Source organism: bacterium (assembly GCA_036504735.1).
In the GTDB taxonomy this organism is placed as follows: Bacteria; Electryoneota; RPQS01; order RPQS01; family RPQS01; genus DASXUQ01.
Genome location: DASXUQ010000017.1, coordinates 181883 through 202216 on the forward strand (window position 1 = coordinate 181883; position 20334 = coordinate 202216).

General features: G+C 56.5%; 13 protein-coding genes. 6 read left to right on the top strand and 7 right to left on the bottom strand.

The window, feature by feature from the left end:
- The first annotated feature begins 349 nt into the window (after window positions 1–349).
- Together VGL38_13425 and VGL38_13430 are read left to right on the top strand one after the other, a co-directional pair.
- Window positions 350–2233, top strand: a complete 1884-nt coding sequence (locus VGL38_13425; protein HEY3296423.1) for a T9SS type A sorting domain-containing protein — start codon at window positions 350–352, stop codon at window positions 2231–2233.
- Between the two features lie 355 nt (window positions 2234–2588).
- A complete protein-coding gene (locus VGL38_13430; protein HEY3296424.1) occupies window positions 2589–4466 on the top strand; it encodes a T9SS type A sorting domain-containing protein in 1878 nt (625 codons plus the stop codon).
- Between the two features lie 265 nt (window positions 4467–4731).
- On the opposite strand, the gene VGL38_13435 is transcribed toward VGL38_13430, so the two are convergent.
- The 5 genes from VGL38_13435 to VGL38_13455 form a co-directional block, all read right to left on the bottom strand.
- Window positions 4732–4956, bottom strand: a complete 225-nt coding sequence (locus VGL38_13435) for a hypothetical protein (GenBank protein ID HEY3296425.1) — start codon at window positions 4954–4956, stop codon at window positions 4732–4734.
- Between the two features lie 26 nt (window positions 4957–4982).
- Complete coding sequence (locus tag VGL38_13440; protein ID HEY3296426.1) at window positions 4983–5345, bottom strand: hypothetical protein; 363 nt, start codon at window positions 5343–5345, stop codon at window positions 4983–4985.
- A complete protein-coding gene (locus VGL38_13445) occupies window positions 5342–6820 on the bottom strand; it encodes an amino acid permease (protein HEY3296427.1) in 1479 nt (492 codons plus the stop codon). Before VGL38_13445 ends, VGL38_13440 begins: the two co-directional genes overlap by 4 nt.
- A gap of 143 nt (window positions 6821–6963) precedes the next feature.
- Window positions 6964–8493, bottom strand: a complete 1530-nt coding sequence (locus VGL38_13450) for an amino acid permease (GenBank protein HEY3296428.1) — start codon at window positions 8491–8493, stop codon at window positions 6964–6966.
- 259 nt (window positions 8494–8752) lie between these two features.
- Window positions 8753–11167 (bottom strand): S8 family serine peptidase, encoded by a 2415-nt coding sequence (locus tag VGL38_13455; GenBank protein HEY3296429.1) that lies wholly within the window; start codon window positions 11165–11167, stop codon window positions 8753–8755.
- Window positions 11168–11221: 54 nt separating this feature from the next.
- Between VGL38_13455 and VGL38_13460 the strand changes: the two genes are divergently transcribed.
- Window positions 11222–11563: a hypothetical protein gene (locus VGL38_13460; GenBank protein ID HEY3296430.1), complete on the top strand. Its 342-nt coding sequence runs from the start codon at window positions 11222–11224 to the stop codon at window positions 11561–11563.
- Window positions 11564–11881: 318 nt separating this feature from the next.
- Here the strand turns inward: VGL38_13460 and VGL38_13465 are convergent, their stop codons facing one another.
- Complete coding sequence (locus tag VGL38_13465) at window positions 11882–16015, bottom strand: hypothetical protein (GenBank protein ID HEY3296431.1); 4134 nt, start codon at window positions 16013–16015, stop codon at window positions 11882–11884.
- A gap of 18 nt (window positions 16016–16033) precedes the next feature.
- Window positions 16034–16444: a hypothetical protein gene (locus tag VGL38_13470; GenBank protein HEY3296432.1), complete on the bottom strand. Its 411-nt coding sequence runs from the start codon at window positions 16442–16444 to the stop codon at window positions 16034–16036.
- Window positions 16445–17095: 651 nt separating this feature from the next.
- Between VGL38_13470 and VGL38_13475 the strand changes: the two genes are divergently transcribed.
- From VGL38_13475 to VGL38_13485, 3 genes are all read left to right on the top strand, one after another.
- Window positions 17096–18571, top strand: coding sequence for a hypothetical protein (locus VGL38_13475; protein ID HEY3296433.1), 1476 nt, complete (start codon window positions 17096–17098; stop codon window positions 18569–18571).
- Window positions 18572–18591: 20 nt separating this feature from the next.
- Entirely contained in the window at window positions 18592–18960 is a 369-nt protein-coding gene (locus VGL38_13480; protein HEY3296434.1) for a hypothetical protein, read from the top strand.
- Window positions 18961–19469: 509 nt separating this feature from the next.
- Window positions 19470–20330 carry a FlgD immunoglobulin-like domain containing protein gene (locus VGL38_13485; GenBank protein ID HEY3296435.1) on the top strand — a complete coding sequence of 287 codons (861 nt, stop codon included), beginning with the start codon at window positions 19470–19472 and terminating at the stop codon, window positions 20328–20330.
- Window positions 20331–20334: the final 4 nt, after the last annotated feature.

Below are 20334 nucleotides of genomic sequence, written 5' to 3' on the forward strand. Positions count from 1 at the left end.
TTTTTTGCGTGGGATTCGCCCGCTTCGGGAGGCAGGAAACAGCAGTCCGTCGCAGTGAAACCGATTGCAGTAAATTCAGACCGTGAAGGCATCTCATCTAACTTCATCAGATTCTGAAAGGTCACCCGCAAGCCCGCTGTAACTTTTGAAAACATGTGCCTTAGAACATCCGGCCAAAATTGCCGATGTATTTTGAGTGTGTAATGAAAATCGCCGAAAATATCCAAGGAAGACTTGCATTTGCCAACCGACTCATTGGATTTGGCCGCCGGAAAAATAAATTATAGGAAGCGCGAGCAGAAACATCTTATGCCGGGGCTGAACCAAAAACACTATGAAGGAGTCGCAAATGAAACGGACATGCTTATCCATTTTGGCGATTATTGTGTTGTCTGCGTTAACCTGTGTAGCCTATGCCGATGTCCCCCGGGATAATGGCAACTCTCTGGATCAAGGCGGTACGTACTGTGCCGGAGCCACCGTAATCCCCGGCAATCTCACCAATTATGTCGATACCGGCATCCTTGATGGAGACAATGACTGTTCGACTCCGTTCGCCTGGCCCTACAACGATGTCTTCTACACCTTCACCCCGACCCTGACCCGGACCTACATCTTCCGCCTTCAGCTTGGCATGCCGTCCACCGATGTTGCTCTGCGCATCATGGCCAATCACTGCTGCGGCGGCGGCACGTCCGTCAATGCGGTGCAGGATATGGTCGCCGCAGACTGTGATACCGGACGCGTCACCTATCTGCGCGCTCTGCTTGTCGCCGGGACCCAGTACTGGTTCCACATTGGCGACAATTCCACAGCGGCTCACTACTCGCCCTACCGCTTCGAACTCTTGTTCGTGGACTGCCCGCGGCGCGATACCACGGCTATGCACCACACGTGCGAGATCGCCCAGCCCATCGCGGCCAATGATTCCATCATGGGGGACAGCTCCACCTTCGGTCATGCCGACTGGTACAGCTTTACTCTCGACCCCGCGTCTGCGAACTATATCGTTACGATCTCCGAGTTCGGGCGGTCCTTTGGCCATTGCAACACCGGCTTCTATCCGTTGTGCATGGACAATCCCCTCAACGCTCAGTTCTTCGTATACTGCTCCTGCCCGGCATCGGACAGCAGCCAGATCGCACACGCCAACGGCGAACTTTGCTCGACGGATGCCCAGACCACCCTCTGCTTGCCCGGAGGTGTTACTTACTATATCAAAGTGGAAAACTGGGGCGGAACCTCCTGGGCTGGCTGGGACTATATCCTGAAAATTCAGAGCACCCCTACCACAGAAATCTGTCCCATACTGCCCACCGCCTGCTTTGAAGAACGCTTCCTCTGCCCGAACGCCGCCCCGGCAGAGACACTCGTCACTCTCACGCCGAACATGCCTGTCCCGGGTCCGCAGGATACGTCTGCCTGCGTAAACGTCGCGGTTACTTTCGGCACGACGATTTTCATCAACGTCCTCGGCGAAACCCGCCGTCCGATTGTCACCGTGACGTCCGGTTGTGCGTTGTGCGGCAACGAGTCGTGCCAGGGTTTGACCGATTTCAACTTCGATTCGACCGCATGGGTCTTCAGCCCCGAGCGCGGTGGATGGGTGAACAGAATCACCACGTCACCCACCTCCACGGGGTGCTGCGTCTGCGTGCGTCTGGAGCGCATCTTGCCCGTCGAACTGCTCAGCTTTGCGGCGATCTCTGGCGATCAGAACATCACCCTCAACTGGGTGACCGCCTCCGAGTTGCAGAATGACCACTTCGTCATAGCCCGCGACGGCGTCCCCGTCACGACCATTCAGGGCGCAGGCTCCAGTCCGTCTCAACACTCCTATCACTATACTGATGTCGGCCTGACCAACTACCAGACCTACACCTACACGCTGACCGCCGTCGATGTCAATGGCAATCAGCAGCCGCTTGGCACGGTCACCGCCATTCCAACGGCCGGCCCTGTCGTCATCACCGAATATGCCCTGCACCAGAACTATCCGAATCCCTTTAATCCCTCGACCACGGTCAGCTTTGATCTGGTGGAGAATGGCCTGACCACCCTTAAGATCTACAACCTGATGGGCCAGGAAGTCGCGTCTCTGGTCAACGGCAATCTGACCAGTGGTCGCCACAATCTGGTCTTCAATGCCGGCAATTTGCCGTCCGGCATTTATGTCTATCGCCTTGCGGTCAATGGCTTCACCGCCGAAAAGAAAATGCTGCTGATCAAGTAAGCAGCCGCAGCCAGTCACGTTAGCGCAAGCGGAGCAGGCTCCCCAAGGGGAGCTTGCTCTTTTTTATCCGTTCATAGCGCACTTCATGAACCTGCTTCTTCATCTGACTGGTTCATGGAGGCATGCTGCTCCCGCTGCCCGATCATCTTCCGCTTAGGTCTTGCCTTCCTGCTCGGTTTGGCTCGCCACAGGTGTATTTCGGATATGCCGCAAAGAGCCGCTTAAAAACTTGTATAATGGCATTTTGTCTGCGTGGCTCTATAGAAATCGCGCTCCTTAGACGTACATTAGGTACCGAATAGCGCGAACGAATCCTCATCAGAGGCGTGAACACAATTCTACCAAGGAGACACGTATGAACAGGATCGGAACATTCATTTTATCTTTCCTATTGCTGACCGCGCTCACCAGCGCGGCAATAGCCGTAGAGCAGAACATACAGCCATCGTCCACCGCGTCGGAGGCTATTCCCATTGAATCCGGCGGAACCTATTGCGCCGGTGCCACAGTCATCGACAGTTCCACCACCAATTATAGCGACACGGGAATTCTGGATCAGGACAATGACTGTTCCAATCCCTTCCCCTGGCCTTACAACGACATCTTTTATCGTTTCCGGCCCTCCGAGAGCCGCATTTACATCTTCCGTTTCCAACTCCCTGCCTTCGGCCAAAAGGCGGCGATCCGCATTATGGCCAATGCCTGCTGCTCCGGTGGCATCACCGTGGCAGCCGATACCAACAATGTGGCGCAGAGTTGTGACAGCGGCGCGACCGCTTATGTCCGCGCCCATTTGAGTGCTGACAGCACCTATTGGATCCATTTGGGCAACATGTCGCCCACGCCCAGCCATGCGGCCTACCGCTTCCAGATGATGTATGTGCCGTGTCCCACGTCCGAAAGCACAACGCCGCACCAGACTCCCGGAACGGCGCAGGAGATTGCCCTCAACGATTCGATCATGGGTGACAGCGCCACCTTTGCTCATCCCAAGTGGTTCAAGTTTACACTGAACACCGCCGATAGTGTGATCATTCAGGAATTCGGGAGGACCTTCGGTCATTGCAATGCCGGCTTCTATCCTCAGTGTCTGATCAATCCCCTCGATGCCCATTTCACTGTTTATTGCGACACCTTCGGCCATCAGCTTGGCGAGGGCCACAACGGGATGTGCTCGAATGACGCCGTTATTGCCCTCTGTTTGCCTGCCGGAACCTATTACATTCAGGTCGCCAACTTTGAGGGTTCGTCCTGGGCAGGGTGGACGTTTATCCTGTCCCTGACCACGCGTCCCGCCGGAAACTGCCCGCCGCTGCAGATCACCTGCGGTCAGGAACAGTTCCTCTGCCCGACCGGCTTTGACAGCTTGGTGACCTTGACTCCGCTCGGAACGCCTCCCGGACCGCAGCATGTGGAAGCCTGTGTGCGGCTGGATACCACTCACATGACCACATTGGTCGTGCCGGTGCAGAATGTCCATAACCGGCCCACGGTCACGGTTTCTACCCAATGCTCGACCTGCACCGCGACCGGTTGTACACCGCTGACCGGCGGCTGGACGTTCAATCCCGATAGCTGGGTATTCCATGATTCTCCGCCGCGCTTCACCAACACCATTATCGCAAATCCCGGTGCTCTCGGCTGCTGCGTCTGCGTCACGCTGGACTTCGTGTTGCCAGTCGAATTGCAAAGCTTTACGGCCATTGCCGGGGACGGCGAAGTGACGCTGCACTGGGCAACGGCTTCGGAGAATAACAACGACCATTTCGAAATCGAACGTGACGGTGTGGTTATGGCGCGGGTGCAGGGTGCGGGCAGCAGCAGCAGCGCGCATACCTACGACTACACCGATCAGAGTCTCACCAACCGGCAAACCTACACCTACCGTCTTATGGCCGTAGATGGTCAGGGCAGCCGGAGTGCACTCGGTACGCTGCATGCGGTCCCGGTGGGCAGTGCGCCTCTGGTTACGGAATACGCTTTGAGACAGAACTACCCGAATCCCTTCAATCCCACCACGCAGATCAGCTTCGACCTCGTCGAGGCCGGCAATGCGTCGCTCTCCATCTACAACCTGATGGGGCAGCAGGTCGTTACTCTGGTTAACGGCAACCTGTCGGCGGGACGGCATGAGGTGAGTTTCGATGCCACCAATCTGCCTTCAGGGATTTATCTCTACCGTCTGAAAGTGAATGGATTTGTGGCCGAAAAGAAGATGCTCCTCATGAAATGACCACACTGCCGCGCGATGTACGATCCTGCCTCGCGCGGTCGATTTGCAGGCTGCGGCCATCGCGGATCCTGTTCAGCGATGACGCACTCCAGAGAAAACGGGCGGCCCTTCAAAGGCCGCCCGTTTCTATCTATCACAGCGCCCACCAACACCCTGCCTGTGCAACACCTTGTAATCGCTAAGACGGGAGGGTTGCGGCAGACCTTAACCCTCCCCTACACCGATTCAGAGCAAGGTATTGCCTCCGCCGTCCCTTATTCCCTCGTTACGGCGCTCTGAAAAACATCAGCCGTGCCGACAGCACCAGTGCCATGAACAGGCACAGCGCGATCATCGTCGGCGGCATATGCCAGAACAGGTACACCAGCACCAGCAGCAATGCAATCACGAGGGCGGGGCCGAGGTACTTCTTCGGCACTCCGAAGAACACGCCACCGACGATGAAAACCAAGAAGGCGAGCACAGCAACAATCAGCGCTGTTTCCAGCATGGGCAGGTCCTCCGGTAAAGCGATCATCACACCGATGCGGCAAAGGCCCGCACCAGCGCAGGTACCGTAAACAGAAACTCTGTAGCAAAATAGACAAGTACGGCAGGCCGGATGCGGCGGATGGTCCACGCGCTGTACTCGATCCGCAAAAAGCCCAACAGCACAAACGTCTTGGCCAGCGTACGCAGCAGCAGAACAACGATCTCGGGAAACCCCAGCATATAGGGTCCGCCGATCAGTTCCACGGCTGACCCCACCGCCCACGCCACGCCGTAAGCCAGCACCACGTGCATGTAGTCGAGGTGGTCGTCCTTAAGCACAGTGCCCAGCACAAACCACCACACCAATCCGCCAATCGCCATTTGCAGCAGAATGACACCGGGATTCATGAGGTTCTCGCGGCGGCCTTCTTCCAGATGTAATAAATCGGAATTCCCAACAGCACGATGATCATTCCGGGCCAGGTGTAGCGCGGCTTGTAAATCAACAGGTCCACGCATACTCCGGTCGCAAACAGCACATAGATAATCGGCAGCACCGGATACCCGAAAGCCTTGTACGGGCGCTCCGCATCGGGCCGGGTTTTGCGCAGGCGGAAAATGCCGAGAATCGTCAGGATGTAGAAAATCAGCACGGCGAAAATCACATAGTCCAGCAGGTCGCCGTATTTTCCCGACAGGCACAACACCGCCGCCCAGATCCCTTGGACAATCAGCGCCACACCGGGCACTGCCTGTTTGTTCAGTTGAGCGGTCTTTTTGAAGAACAGGCCGTCGCAGGCCATCGCATAGTAGACGCGTGCGCCGGTCAAAATCATTCCGTTGTTGCACCCGAAAGTGGAAATCATGATGAATACGGCCATGATGATCGCCGCCGGAGCGCCGAAAATCAGGTAAGCCGCCGCCGTCCCCACGCGGTCATCCGCCGCAAATTGAATTCCCCGGCCAACGACGTCGGTGGCGGCGGGACTGCCCTGAATGGGCAGCAGCAGAATGTACGCAAGGTTCGCAATCAGGTACAAAACCACTACGCTGCCCGTTCCCAGTGCCAGACTCAGCGCCACATTGCGCTTGGGATTCTTTGTTTCGGCGGCGGTGAAGGTCGACCCGTTCCAGGCATCGCAGGCAAACAGCGATCCGACCGAGGCCACGCCGAAGGCCGTCAGCAACGCCAGCCCGCTCAGGTGCGGCACCAGCACATTGCCTGCGCCGTCTTTGGTCATCGCTTCCCAGAAATGGCTGAAGTTGCCGGCAATCACTCCCGGATCTTTGGCCACGATGAAGCCAAGGATGATCAACCCGAACAGCGCCGCCGTCTTGGCAATGGTAAACAGATCCTGCACCCATTTGCCTTCCCGGATGCCGCGCGTGTTCAGCCATGTCAGGAAAGCCACGTTGGCAATCGCCAGCATCTGCGCGGCGGAGATCTTCAGCCCCGCCACCGTGAAGAGAATGTTCTCTTCGCTGAACCAGGGAATGAGCACTGCCGTGAACTTGGCAAACGCCACACCGACGGCGGCAATCGAACCCGTCTGAATCACGGCAAACAGTGTCCAGCCATACAGGAAACCGGTCAGCGGATTCCACGCTTCGCGCAAATAGACATACTGCCCGCCCGCCTGCGGGAACATCCCGGCCAATTCTCCATAGCTCAGAGCGGCAATGATCGTTACCACACCGCTCACCGCCCACACCACCATCAGCCATCCCGCCGATCCCACCGTTCGCGCAATGTCCGCGCTGACAATAAAAATCCCCGACCCGATCATCGAGCCAATCACAATCATCGTCGCATCAAGCAGCGTCAATTCCCGCTTGAACCCTGCCTGACTCTTCTCCTGATCAGAATGCACGACCTGTCTCATGGATCATCCCTCACGGCAATGGGAAGTATCGAGGCATCACTGTCGGATCTGGAACATGTTCGCCGGCCGATGATGACGCTAACGACGGGGTGGTTTGGCACTGACTCTGTCGTAGGGGCACGGCATGCCGTGCCCGCCGCTCATTACCGGTTCTTCACAGGCCTTGCCGCTGCCGCCTGCGCCTCCGCCCGCAATTTGGCCAGCACGGTGTGGTGGCGGCTGTAGGTGAAATAGATGATCAGGCCGATGGCCAGCCAGATGGCCAGGCGCAGCCAGTTTTCGGCGGGAAGGGAGAACATCAGAACCATACTGGAGAGAATGCCTGCTATGGGCACGAACGGATAGAGCGGGGCTTTGAAAGGCCGCTTGGCCTCCGGATGCTTGCGGCGCATAATCAGCACTGCCGCACAGACCATTACAAAAGCGAGCAGTGTGCCGATGTTCACCAGCTCCGCCAGAATGCGCAACGGCAGAAAGGCCGCCGCCAGGCCGACAAAGGTGCCGGTCAGAATCGTGGACTTCCACGGGGTGCGGAAACGCGGATGAATCGCTCCGAAAAAGCTTGCAGGCACCATGCCGTCGCGCGCCATTGCCAGCAGAATGCGCGGCTGACTGAGGACCATCACCAGCAGCACCGAGGTAATGCCGGCCAGTGCTCCCAGAGAAATCAGAAACTGCAGCACCGGCAGATGCAATTGGCCGAAAGCATCCGATACCGGAGCATCGATGTTAATCTTGTCGTAAGGCACCATTCCCGTGAGCACCGCCGCCACGCCGATATAAAGCACCGTACAGAGAATCAGCGAGGTGATAATGCCGATGGGAATGTCCTTGGCCGGATTCTTGGCCTCTTCGGCGTGCGTCGAAAGCGAATCGAAGCCGATATACGCGAAGAAAATCATCGCCGCTCCCGCCAGCATCCCCAAAGGCTCGCCGCCGTTTCCTGTCTGGCCGAAGATTGTGTGCCCGAAGAAGCTCACACCCGATAGACCATAGGGCGCAAACGGATGCCAGTTATCGGGATTCACATAGAACGCGCCGACGACAATCACCATCGCCACCACCACCAGCTTGGTGATCACAATCGTGGTGTTGACCGTCGCGCTCTCCTTGATGCCCTTCACCAGCAGCACGGTCACCAGCCCGGCGATAATCAGCGCGGGCAAATCAATCACCGTCCCGGTCGTCACGAGCGCACCCAGTCCGGGATCATAATCGAAGGGCGCGCGTGTGACGGCAAAAGGAATATGGAGATTGAAGATCCCGATGAAATTTTGAAAGTAGTGGGACCAGCCATGCGCCACCGCCGCCGAGGAGACCGAATATTCGAGCACCAGATCCCAACCCATAATCCAGGCGAACATCTCTCCGAGGGTGGCATACGCATAAGTATAGGCAGAGCCCGCGACCGGAGTCAGCGAGGCAAATTCAGCATAGCAGAGCGCGGCAAAAATGCAGGCGATTCCGGCGGCCACAAAGGACAGAATCAGAGCCGGGCCGGTCTTGTCATGAGCCGCAATGCCCGTGAGCACAAAAATACCTGTTCCGATAATTGCGCCCACACCGAGGCTGGTGAGGGTCACCGGGCCGAGACAGCGGCGTAAACGGTTTTCGCCAGCCGCTTCGTCGAGCAACATCTGCAGCGGCTTTTTGGCGAACAGCGGATTCTCCATGCGCATGTACCTTTGGTTTCGAAAAAGGAGCAAACACGCCAAGGCAGGTCAAACGAACTGTCTAAGTTATATAATCAAAATCAGGATAGCAACCGTTTTTCACAGTCCGAAAAAATTAACGTTCTAACCTTTTACAAGCGCACTAATCTGATCCGACTTTTTGTTTTACAATACCTTGCGTGGTCCGGTTCCGCAGTTCCAAAAACAAGGGCCGACAAATGCCGGCCCGGAAAACGCAAAAATCGATGCTGTGCCGCTGCTACTGCGATCTAACCGTTACCCAATAATAGTACTTAAGGGCGTGCGCTGCGGTGTCTACAAAGCTGCTGTCGGTGGTTTCGCCGATCAGGTCGGGCGGCTGCAGGGCGTTCGAAATATAGGGCGAACGGTAGACGGTATAACTTCGGTTGTAGAGTGCATTGCCGAGTGAGTCCTGATTCACATGCGTCCACACCAGCCGCACGCTGTTGGAATCGGACCAGAATTGGATCATGAGGTGAGGCGCGGGAGCTATCGCGGCGAGGGCGGTGGGCACAAAATCGAAGGTATAGTCTCCGGTCTGGCCATAGGAGGCACTGTGGGCCTTCAAGACTACGGCGGCCCAGACACCGCTCTGCTGAGGAGTGAAAGAAATGCTCTCGCTTCCGCCGTTGCCGGTGGAGTCGGCGGAGATGACGGCATCACGCAGCGCCTGACAGGCGGCCTCAGGACTGAACAGCGCGAGCCTGACATCGATTGTGGCAGAGACGTTCCGGGCGCGAATGATGTATGACACTCCCGAGACCATGAAGAGTTCATAGAGGTCGAAGACTTCATCGGCGGCGAAATGCGCGGGAGCGGAGTAGGGCGGCATCTGTGAGGCGGCTGAACCCGCGTCGGCTTCAACGGCGTAATCGGAGAGTGATAGGTCCGTCGAACGTACCGCTTCGAACAGGCGGCTGGTCTGCGGAGCAACTGCGCCGTTGATGAGAATCAGTTCAGGTTCTCCCGGCGGAGAAAGACTGGCGCATTCGAAGGTCTCGAAGCCCGAGGCGCTGCTGAAGGTGTCGGGGAAGGAGTAGAGATCGAGATCATTGCCGCTTTGCGGCATGAGAGCGCAGCCAAGCCAGATAGACTCTGCGGGAGGTGAGGCGCGGAAGCCGTCCCCATTGTAATAGACGGGATTTCCCCAGGACTTAAGCGGCGGCGCGGCGCGCAAGCGGACGTCACCCGGTGCGGTCAATTGCAGGGGCGACCAGACATACTGATGATAGAGCGAGTTGTTGTCGCGCGAGGCCTCGTCGAAGGTATGAGCCGAGTCTATGGCCAGCAGCAGCGTGTGCCGCCCGCCCGCTACTGTAAACGGCCCGCGGTTGGTGTCGAAGGCCAGCGTTCGCGGAAGGATGCGGGGCATCCACAATAGAGAGCAGAGCGGCAGGCCGTCGAGGAACACCAGCGCCGGAACGCCTTGATGGACAGCGTCGGGCGCAGGCGTGAGAGCCGAATCGAGCAGACAGGTGTTGATGTAGGTCGTGGCGCTGTTGCCGTTCAGAGCGGTGAGGCCGCAGGACTGGCTCGTAGCATTGCCGACGTTGCGCGGCACGAGCGGACCGGTCCAGCCTTGCGGGGTCCACGGCAAAACATCCGGCATGATCTGGCGGATGGCCGCATGGAGATTCGGGCGAGGTCCGACGTGATGAGTTCCTTGCTGCGGCGTGCCGGTGAGCGAAAGAATGGAGTGCATCTGTGCGGGCGAGAGGGCCACACCATATTTGACCTGACAGATTCCCTGCAGGTCATTGCCCGCGCCGCAGACCATGGGGGTGGCGGCGGAACTGCCGCCGAAGGACGTGGTGTAGAACTGCCGCTTGTCTCCCTGCGGATTGAAGCCGGGGGCATTGCCCTGACCGATTGTGCTGACCAATTGTCCCCAGGCATGCAGGTCGATTCGAGAGCCATAATCCGACCAGCACAGAGGAGAAGGAGATGTCGCCGAGCCCGCGCCGACCAGGATGGCGCCCGAATCGCGGTACCAGCGTTGAAAGTGGTTGCCATACACGGCATTGTCCAGATCCATCTGCCCATTGCCGGAGGCGGCATAGACGAGGACGCCGTTGGCTATGGCGGTTTGAACCGCCGCGAAGACATCATCCCAATATTCGAGGGCAATGCAGCGGAACTGGGCGGGATCTCCGCAGGAAGAATCGCAGGGATAGCCGGGATCGGGACCGACAGACTGTACGGACATGGAAAGCGATTCACCGGGACGGAGCGCGACTGCGGAGGCAATGAGGCCGGCCGTGTAATCGGTGTAGAGCCAGTAGCGGGCACCGAAGGCGCGGACGGCAGGACTCATTCCGGTGACGCCGTACCCGTTTTCGCAGGCGAAGAGAATGCCGGCACAGCCATCACCGTGCTCCGAAAAGTTATCAGTGGGATTGCCGGTGTCGGAGGGAAGCTCGGTGAAGGTAGAAGGGAGGTCCTCATGATTGCCGACGAATTCGTAGTCGAGGACAATGCACTGGGCATTCGGGTTTCCGCTGCCCGCCGGATGATACGCATGAGCATAGAACGCGTTCAGTCCAAGGGGAGCCGCGCCGAGATACCCCTGAGTATTTTCCCAGTTGGGAGTGGCCGGAGCAATGTCCATGCAGGCAGGCATGATCTTGGGAGCATACCACGCTGTCTCAACCATGTCGAGGCCGACGACTTCTGATATGAGGTGGCGTGGGTCGGGATTAGAGGGAATATGAAGAAGGTAGAAGTTGTTGAGGTTGGTGAGATCCTGTCCCGAATTGGCTTCACCTTTTTGCTTACACACATCGAGTTGCGATTCCGAAAGCGGATCGGCCAGACGTGTCAGCGTAACGTCAGGATGCCGGGTGAGGAAGTTTTGCAATGGCCGGACATCTGCGCCGCTTTTGGAATAGGGCTTACCGTTCCGGAAGCGGATCATTGCCGCCTCGGTGAACTTGATGGTCAGACGGCTTTGCTCGGAGACATCAATCAAGTTGAAGTAGAAGTCCTTTTCAGTTGTCCGGCGCGGCGGGAGTTCACCGGCGAAGGATGGCAGGATAAAGCACAAGCTTGAGATACAAAGTAAATAGTTCCTAAGGATCATGCGTAAATCCTTTAAATAATGCTTCAATAATATGGGGGAATATGACGGTGCACAATGTATGCACGGGTCTTCGAGAAATCAAGCGTTCATTCAGGAAGGCCCCTTAGAAATGTCGTTTGTTAATTATACTATTTTCAAGGACGGCAAAATTCCCCGAAAGTTTAGGATAGGTTCGGTCTATTCGACAGATGAGCGTCCGTGCGATGCCTCGTTTCTACTAAGGGTAAACAAAACGAGGGACCGGCAGATGCCAGTCCCTCGTCGCGGTCGCTGTATGTTCAGTGATTCTTAGTTGGCTTTGACCTTCACGCGGTAGAAGTACTTCATGTCTACGGCGTTGACGTCAATGAAGGTGCTGTCCGTGGTGCCGCCGATGGAGTCGGTGGGCAGCGGGATCAGATTCAGAGAGGTACTGCGGTAGACGACGTACCGGCGGCCAGTCAGCGGATTGCCCAGCGAGTCCTGCGTGACATGATTCCACGCAAGGCGGACGCTACTCGACGTTGTCCACGGTTCAATTACCACGTTGGACACAGGCCGCGGCGACGCGGCGGCAATGCTGCCCGTGAGGTTGTAGATGGCGGACTGGTTGGCGTCGCTGGAAGAGACCTTCGATACCACCAGCACGTACCAATCGGTAACGGTGGGCGTGAAGTTCAGCGTCTCATCCAGACCGGGTCCGGCGGCGTTGGCCGATGCGAGATAGATGGCACGGCTCTGATAGGCGGTGGAGTCGCGATGCAGACGCAATTCGACGTCAGAACTGCCGGAGAGCATGTCACAGACGAAGCGGTAGGGAGTTCCGGCAATCATCATGACTTCATACATGTTGAACGCGCCTCGAACCGGAATCGTATCCGGATTGGTGATCTGCCACGGATAGGTGGACAGTTCGCGACCCACAGTATTCTCATACTGGAGAACCACACTGTCGGTGGCGCTGTTCCAGTTGATGACGCCGGGATACCACGCGCTCTGACTGGAGGTCAGACGCCAGGGGACGATGACATAATCCGTCGCGCCACTGCCGTAGGCAGAAGAGGTGACCAGCGAGGAGAAGCCACCGGTGGTTCCGGTGTAGTCACTGTAGAGATACATGTCAAAGTCAGCGGAGGGACCTTTGGGAAGCAAGGCCGCGCCGATGGCATAACCACCGGCCGTCGGGATCTGCAGACCGTCGCAGTTGGGATAGGCGCCACTGCCCTGAACGGGGGGAGCGAGGCGTTGCAGGGTCGTCCCACGAGTCATCGCCAACGGGCTCCAGACGTACTGGCCGGACCAGTTGTTATCGGTCTCATTGGATTCCGGCACGACATTGCCGCCGTCCAGCATGAAGCTCATGGTGTGGCGTCCGCCGCGAACGCTCGCAACGGCAGCCGGCATGGACTCGGTCATGGTGAGAGGAGCCAGCGCCGCCAGAGTCGACATGGAACCCACCTGAACGTTATCAAGCTGGGTTACGATGGTGTAACCGAGGGGAGCCGAAGCATAGCCGCCGTTATACCACGCGACGTTCAGGTAGCTGGTGGCATTTCCCGTAATCGCGGTGGGGAAATGGGTGTTGTTCTGCGACGCGTCATTGGTGTTGCGCGCGACCATGGCGGCATCCCATCCGGGATGAGCCGTACCAGGCAGCAGGTTCGCCGCCGGATTGCTGAAGAAGTCGAAGGTGTAGCTGCCACTCACGCCGTAGCTGGCCGAAGAGGCCTTCATGACGACCGCCACATACCATCCCGTGGTAGTGGGGGTGAAGGTCAGGTACTCATTTCCGTTGGCGCCGGTGCTGTTGACGGTGTAGGTATACTCGCCGATGGAATAGTAGTTGACACCCTGGCCGTAGATCGAAAGGCGGACATCGAGCCCACCGGTCACATCCACCGCGCCGACAAAGTACGGGGTGCCGGCGGTGAGGTTGATCTCATACATGTCGAAGACGGCATTGACATCGAGTGTGTGGCTGGTCGTGTACGGCGGATACCAGGAAGCCGTGCTGGCCTGCTCCACTTCCACGGCATAGTCGGACGTCGACGCATCACTGTAGCGGACCGCCTGGAAGAGGCGGTTCATGGGGCTGATGACGTTGCCATTGACAAGAATCATGTCGGGAACGCCGCCGCCCTGCCCGCTGTACTTCTGATAGGTATCGAAGCCCGTCGTGTCGGTGTAGGCATCGGCATAGGAATAGAGGTCGACGTCATTGCCGGTCTGGGGCAGAACGGCGCAACCGAGCCACCACGTGCTGCCGGACGGAACGCTGCGGAAACCGTCGCCATTGTAGTAGGTGGGGTTGCCGCCGGACTTGAGGGGAGGAGCGGTGCGGACGCCGTAGCTCTGGGCTGTCCAGTTGAGCGGGGACCAGCAATTCTGCTGCGTGTAGGTGTTGTTGCCTTCGTTGTACTCGGCAAAGGCGTTGTTGGGATCGAGCAGGAATTGCCAGGTGTGACGGCCACCGCGAACGGTGAGCGGGCCGTAGTTATTGAAGGTGAAGTCCTGGTACGGTGCAATACGGGGTGACCATCCGGCCCAGAAGACCGCGCCACCGTCGAGCCAGCTTTCGCTGTAAACACCGGACGTTCCGGAATCGGGAGCCGGAGTGAAAGCCCAGTTATAGCCGCACACGTTCATGTACGTGTTGTTGGTGTTGCCGTCGAGGGTCGTGATCAGGCACGCATCGCCCGTCGCGTTGTTCGCGTTGCGGGGAACGATGGGGCTGGACCATCCGGCGCGGGTCCACGGCAGGACATCCGGTTCAATCCAGTTGATGGCGTTGACCAGATTGGGCTTGGTACCGATCTCGTGCGAGCCCGTGTAGGGCGTGCCGTTATCATGCAGGTAGGCGCGCATGTCGGTGGGGGAAGCCGTAATACCGTACTTGCCCTGCAGCACACCCTGCAGGTCATTGCCGGCGGCGGTGACGATGGGCGTGGCACTGGAGGTGCCGCTGAAGGAGCGGGTGTACATCTGATTGCGGTTGCCGGTGGGATTGTACAGGTCGCCGTAACCGATGGTGTAGACATCCTGTCCCCAGCCATTGCAGTCCACGCGGCTGCCATAGTTGGACCAGCACATGGCATCCTGAGACGCGGAGTGGCTGGCGCCGACGAGAATCGCGCGGGAATCGCGGTAGGTGCGGTCGAAGCGGCTACTGTAGCGGGCGGCGTCCAGATCCATCTGGCCGTTGCCTGCGGCTTCGTACACGAGGCGTCCGTTGGCCGTGACGGTCTGGATCGCCGCGAAATTGTCATCCCAATACTCGATGGCAATGTAACCGAACTGGCCGCAGTTGCCGCAGGTGTTGTCGCAGGAGTAGCCGGGATTGGGGCCGTAGTTGTGAATTTCGATGAACTCGGACTCGCCGCTGAACAGGTGGCTCGAGGCATTGGTGATGCCCGTCGCCCATGTGCGGTTGAGAATTCCTACAGATTCGCCTTTGGGCGTTACGTTGGGGCTCTCGCCAGACATGCCGTAGGTGTTGTCGCAGGCGCCGATGATGCCGGAGCAGGCGTCGCCGTGGTCGGCTGTGCCGCCGCCGTCACCGCCGTCAAGCACGGCGAAGCCGGAGGGGAAATCTTCGTGGTCTTCAGTCCAGTCCCATTCGATGTCTACGGTCCATGCATTGAAATGGCCGTGTCCCCAGCCGCCGTAATAGGTGCCGGCGTAATCGGAATTAACGCCTGTGGGGGCGGGGCCGTGGTAGGTCTGATTGGCGACGTAGCTCGGGGTGGTGGGGGCAATGTCCGTGCAGGCGGGCGCGCCCTTGGGCTGATAGAAGGCCGTTTCGACGATGTCGAGCTTAATGACGCTGCGAAGCAGAGTCTCGGGAGCGGGATTGGAACGGATGTCGAGAATGTAGAAGTTGTTCAGGTTGGCGAGGTCTTCGCCGATGTTCTGCTCACCGGTGCGCTCCCAGTTGTCGAGCGTCTCTTCGGAGAGTTCCATCTCGCGGCGCATGGTGATTTCCGGATGCGCAGCGAGGAAGTTAAGCAGGGGAGCGACGTTGGCGGAGGCCTTGGAATAGGGCGCGGTGCCGTTCCAGCGGATCATGGATTCTTCGGTGAACTTCACAATCAGGCGGTCGGTGAGGGAGACGTCTACGCAGTTCAGGTAGAAATCTTTGGCCGTGATCTGGCGCGGCTTCAGCGGACCTTCATGCTTGGGGAAGTACATCGGGGGAAAGGCTTCGGGGGCGCGATCCGGATTGGTAGGCAGGCCGATGAAGCCGGAATTGTCTTGAGACTCGGGGACGCGAACGGTCGCGCCGGGGAGATTGAGATGGTCCCGGGCCGCAATCACCGGCTCCCAGCCCGACGGGGCGGAGACGGCGGAATGCTGGGCGATGGGACCGGCGAACAGAATGAGTGCGCTGCCGCTCACCAGCACGAGGAGGAGCAGAAGCACTGCATTAGGCAGAGCTTTCTTCATGAGGGTCTCCTCGATGGGTTATTTGCTGGATGTGGTGGTGGACTGAGCCGGAGCGTGTTTTTCGATCTGGGGAAGAGCCTGGGGCTGGGGAGGATTTCTCCAGTTGTTGAGAGCCTGCTCGATTTCGGCGACGCGGGCGGCATCCCCCTTATCCTGCGCCCACTGGAGGAGGATTTCGAGGCGGCTGATTTCGCCCTGACGCTTGGTCTCGGCGATCTGAAGCTGGAGTTCATCCTGATGCTGCGGGGTAGCGGTAGCGATCTGGGCTTCGAGAGCCTCTATTTGAGCCTTGGTGGAGGCGGACAAGTCTTGAATCTGGGCCTGATAATCGGCGCGGGGGGTGGTGGCCTGAGCTTTTGCCGTCTGGGCAAAGCTGAATGAGCAGAGCATTCCCAAGGCCAGTACAATCGAGAGCAGTCTTACAAACATGCGTTTCTCCTCTTAGCATGAGCATGAATAGGATGGATGAAGAACAGACAGGATAATATACACTTAGATTTGACTGAGCGCAAGAAGCTCAAAGTTCTAATTCGAGGGGTTTCTTCATAGTAAAATTATAATTTTATGTTGCTTAGCAGAAAGATTTTTGCCGATTTTGCAAATTTTGATATTGTTGACCCAGAAATCCTCGTATGAGCCAGTGGTAGATGGGCGTGAGTAAAGAATGCGGACCGCCGAACGGCATGTGTCAACATGGCATATGCAGCTTCCATAATCGAGAGGTTTGCACAATGGAAAGGGATGCCTCGCTCAATAACGGGAAATCAGCGTGATCATGATGGAACAGAAATGAAATGCGACGCGTCATACGATTGCGATAGATATGGCAAATATTTTTTTATTAATCGGTTATGTATTAAAATCAAAAAAAGTGACAAGAATACCAATAAATCGGGATTGTATTGGGCTAGTCAATGCGTGTGGATTTAAGAAAATGATAGATAAATTTAGCATTGATATGATTAGTTCGATATCGTATATTAGCGCAGCGGATCGGCAAGAAGGATCAGAAAAAAGCTATTTCAATTCTTGTCTATCCAGCCAGTAATTGTCACGGCTAATAACTTTACGGAGCGTGTCATGAAAATTCGTCAGAGCGTGTTCGGTATTCTTGTTCTTCTTGCAGTTTCGTCTTTGGCATTCGGCCAACAATCCATGGTGTTTGTTTCGTATTTCAGCCAAGATTCCACAGAGGCTCTTGGCTGCGGATGCACACCGGAAACCCGCGTGCCGTTTCCAGACAGTACTCGGTTATGCGTTGTGTGGGACGTAAATCATGCCACCAATCCTGGACCCGACACTGGGGATTTGTTGCCAATCCGAGGTCAAGGGTATGGTCAGACGAATTTCAGAACCACGATATTCAATGGCGCCGAGAGCGGGCTGGGAGCAGGCTTCTTCGTATTCGACCCTGCGTTGGTCATCGCCCATCCTGTGGCCGCTGATTCCTCTTGGTATTATCTCCAGATCTGCGGGTCGAGTTGTTCATGGCATTCGGCCTCGTTTCAAGCTCTTGCCGGTCCAAACGAGATCGAGTTAACTTCTGCCGACTGGACATGCGCAGAGACTACTTGCAGTGGTTATTCAGACTATGACTCCACGGAGATTCCGAACAACAATTTTGAACAGGATACTGTCCACACCGTGGCTTGGGGTGTCCCGCCCGACTTGACGCTTTACCCAAATCCGGCAACTAATCAGTTGACCTTACGTTGGCGCTCTACCTGTGCATCGTCGTATAAAGTCTACTCGTCTTCGTCGCCTTATGGGTCCTACACGACTTTGATAGGAACTACTTCCGACACCACACTTACTATTACCCAGCCGACAGATGCGAAGCAGTTCTATAGCGTGGTCTCCTACATGGATTGGGATCAAGTTGGAGTTGACCACAATCGAGGGGTGTCCTTTATGGATAGCCGACTAGTGACAGAGTATGATTCGACCACGTGGACTGAGGCTGCTGTTTACGATTCTGCGCGCAAATATGCTCTAGATTTTCTGCGAGACAGCACCCACGCAGATCACGAGACGGCACGATTGGCTGTGGCTGAAATCGTCAATTACCATGATGCTACCCACGAACGGGTCATAGAGGTTATCGACTCATTGGCTACACTCGGAGTGGTATCGTCCAGAGAAGTCCCGTATCTATATCGTTTGTTTGAGTTAGTTTTTGAAGATACTGCACTCACGGATGTTGAATTTAATGACAGTCTCAACATCTATGTTGACGATGTAACTGCAGTATCTTGGAATGATGGCGAGTTTGTGTGCTTAACGATGGCAAGTGTTGGGTCGCATAGCTGGGATTACCGGAATACGGGTTATCGATTCAATTTCGGAAATAGTCTTGATAATCATGAGCCCCCCAACTGGCGGTGGCTCGTGGAGCGAGATTTGGTTGGTGCCGGTTTGTGGCTCCTGCGGTATGGCCAAAGCGGCGCGTGGGTAACTGGCGGCTGGGTTGGTGGCGTTGTCTGGGGGCTTGCCGGGGGCATAATAACCTCGGACGCAGCATGGGTTGAGTGGTCTTTGACGCATAATCATATGTAATCGATAATGTGGAGTTGATTATGCAGTGGATGAACTTCGTGGGCGGGATAGCTACCGCCTTCTTCTCAGCCCTCATCTTGGCGATAATGGATAGACGTGCTTACAAGGTGTTCTATACGTATCGCAGGAAGTTTTTGAATTACAGACACTTGAAGAGTTCGCACGATGCTCTCGTGTTCGTGCTGATATTTACTTGTCTATGGGTGAGCTTCTTCTTGTCTGAAACCTCGAATGCTGTTACTGCAATCGAATATTTGGGGCATTGGGCAGGGGTAGCTTTCGTTTGTATCGTGCTGATCATGTACGCCTTGGCGTACATGGTCTATCGTATGCTGAACGAGAGTCACACTTTCCAACAAAGTTCTTCCAAGGGCGTTGAAGAGCCGTAGGCCAAACGTGAGCAATTTTCGGTGTTGGCAAACTGCCCCACGAGGTCGCATCGTGGGGCAGTTTGTTATACGCCAAGCTTGCGCTGTTATGCAAGCGCCTTATTTGTTAGTAGTGCGGGCCCAGCTAATTTATGGGGTCGTATCGAGAAGGGTCGGCTGCAAGTTGCCAATACAGCACACAAAGCAACCCCGCGATTTAAAAGGTCGGCCTACTGGTTGTGGTCACCGACATATAAACTTGACACGCGTCTTAGATTTTAGCAAATTAGAGAGTTGGGTCCAGCTTCGGCTGTGCTCACGTTGCGCATGGGCTGCGCAGAGAGATCAAGAAAGCACGAGTATAACAGGCGTAATATCATAAATGTAAAGGTGTTGGCATAATATTTGTTATGATGAAGAGATTGCTGTAACAGGCTGAACCGTTGCATTAAGCGTTTTAGCCTGATAGGGTGTCAAATGCTCGGGTTACAAGGTACGATGCGGATCATCTGTTGGAAGAGGGATCGAATATGAAGTCTTTGCACTATGGATTGGTTACTGTTGTTTTGTTAATGATGATGGCTTTGCCGGTCTCGGCTCAATGGACCTCGGAGTGGAGCAGCAGCAGTCTGCCGAGCGCCGTGGTCAGTGGGTGGCTGCAATTTCAGCAGACGGGCAGCACTTGGGATTACCGGTACTATACTTTGGACACACTGGCGTTTCGCGTCATGGACGGCTCGCTCTCGGGCACGACGCAGTACACGTACACGTTCAGCGCGGCGGAGCGGTTGGCGGGCGAGTTGGTCTACTCGCTGGGTGAAGATCTGACGGGAGACGGTATTGTAGAATTTTACGTGCTGGCGGCCTACGGCACGGCGTCCGCTTACCGGACGACCGCGAAGGTGTTCGACATTACAACGGGCAACACGATTTTTTTGCGGGACATCGCGAGCTATTCTTATACGGCAGTGTCCATCTGGGATGCGAATAACGACGGCACGCTGGACGGGGTGTTCACGCGGTACGATTATCCGTCGGGAGCGAACTACGCCTATGAAGTGTATAACACGGGTGTCGCGGCGGGAATCAGCGGCCATCCGCAGACGCCGCGGCAGTTCGACCTTCACCAGAATTATCCGAATCCTTTTAATCCCTCGACGCGCATCGACTATGAGCTGAACACTCCGGGACGGGTGGAACTGGAGATTATGAACGTGCTGGGACAGAGAGTGAGAACGGTAGTGGACGAATCGCAGGGGGCGGGGCGGCATTCGACGCTGTGGGACGGCAAGGACGCGAGCGGCAATGCGCAGGCATCGGGCCCATATTATTATCAGATTCGCATCGACGGCAAGGCACAGCAGACGCGGCAGATGCTGCTGCTGAAATAACGGG

Coding starts and splice junctions, on each gene's coding strand:
- VGL38_13450 (HEY3296428.1), bottom strand. CDS start 8,493: ATGGAGAATCCGCTGTTCGCCAAAAAGCCGCTGCAGATGTTGCTCGAC.
- VGL38_13485 (HEY3296435.1), top strand. CDS start 19,470: ATGAAGTCTTTGCACTATGGATTGGTTACTGTTGTTTTGTTAATGATG.
- VGL38_13440 (HEY3296426.1), bottom strand. CDS start 5,345: ATGAATCCCGGTGTCATTCTGCTGCAAATGGCGATTGGCGGATTGGTG.
- VGL38_13470 (HEY3296432.1), bottom strand. CDS start 16,444: ATGTTTGTAAGACTGCTCTCGATTGTACTGGCCTTGGGAATGCTCTGC.
- VGL38_13480 (HEY3296434.1), top strand. CDS start 18,592: ATGCAGTGGATGAACTTCGTGGGCGGGATAGCTACCGCCTTCTTCTCA.
- VGL38_13455 (HEY3296429.1), bottom strand. CDS start 11,167: ATGGTTGAGACAGCGTGGTATGCTCCCAAGATCATGCCTGCCTGCATG.
- VGL38_13445 (HEY3296427.1), bottom strand. CDS start 6,820: ATGAGACAGGTCGTGCATTCTGATCAGGAGAAGAGTCAGGCAGGGTTC.
- VGL38_13425 (HEY3296423.1), top strand. CDS start 350: ATGAAACGGACATGCTTATCCATTTTGGCGATTATTGTGTTGTCTGCG.
- VGL38_13475 (HEY3296433.1), top strand. CDS start 17,096: ATGAAAATTCGTCAGAGCGTGTTCGGTATTCTTGTTCTTCTTGCAGTT.
- VGL38_13435 (HEY3296425.1), bottom strand. CDS start 4,956: ATGCTGGAAACAGCGCTGATTGTTGCTGTGCTCGCCTTCTTGGTTTTC.
- VGL38_13430 (HEY3296424.1), top strand. CDS start 2,589: ATGAACAGGATCGGAACATTCATTTTATCTTTCCTATTGCTGACCGCG.
- VGL38_13460 (HEY3296430.1), top strand. CDS start 11,222: ATGAAGAAGGTAGAAGTTGTTGAGGTTGGTGAGATCCTGTCCCGAATT.
- VGL38_13465 (HEY3296431.1), bottom strand. CDS start 16,015: ATGAAGAAAGCTCTGCCTAATGCAGTGCTTCTGCTCCTCCTCGTGCTG.